This is a genomic window from Rhodococcus sp. P4_F3_2, assembly GCF_056401335.1.
On sequence record NZ_JBFUJN010000297.1, the window covers coordinates 1 to 368 of the forward strand.

Sequence of the window (368 nt, forward strand, 5' to 3'; positions counted from 1 at the left end):
TCACCAAGTAGTACAACTAGTACAAATAACAATTATGCTTCATCGCCAACTGTTACGATTGATAAAATCGAAGTGAATTATAGTGGTGATGCTAGTAAGCAAGATGTAATAGCGATGACGCAACTTTTAGAACAACAATTATTAGCAAAAATAAAGCAATCTTTAATAGATGAAATAGCACTTTTCAATGGAAGGATGGGGATAAAATTTGAGAGTTGATTTCTATACATCTGACTTTAAGTTAATTGACATCAAGAAATTAGGTGTGGAAACCAATGATTTTATTGTTTCTTCTCCTTCTCCACAACATGAGCGTGAAGCAGTAAAAGGACAGCACGGTACAAATACATTAGGAACAACATTAGACG

The 368-nt window shown here is 33.7% G+C and carries 1 protein-coding gene; it reads left to right on the forward strand.

The genetic code is table 11. The annotated features are described in order from the left end of the window. On the forward strand, positions 1-219 hold a 219-nt coding region (locus AC1DWA_RS33830), incomplete at its 5' end, for a hypothetical protein (RefSeq protein ID WP_477917928.1). Positions 220-368 lie beyond the last annotated feature (149 nt).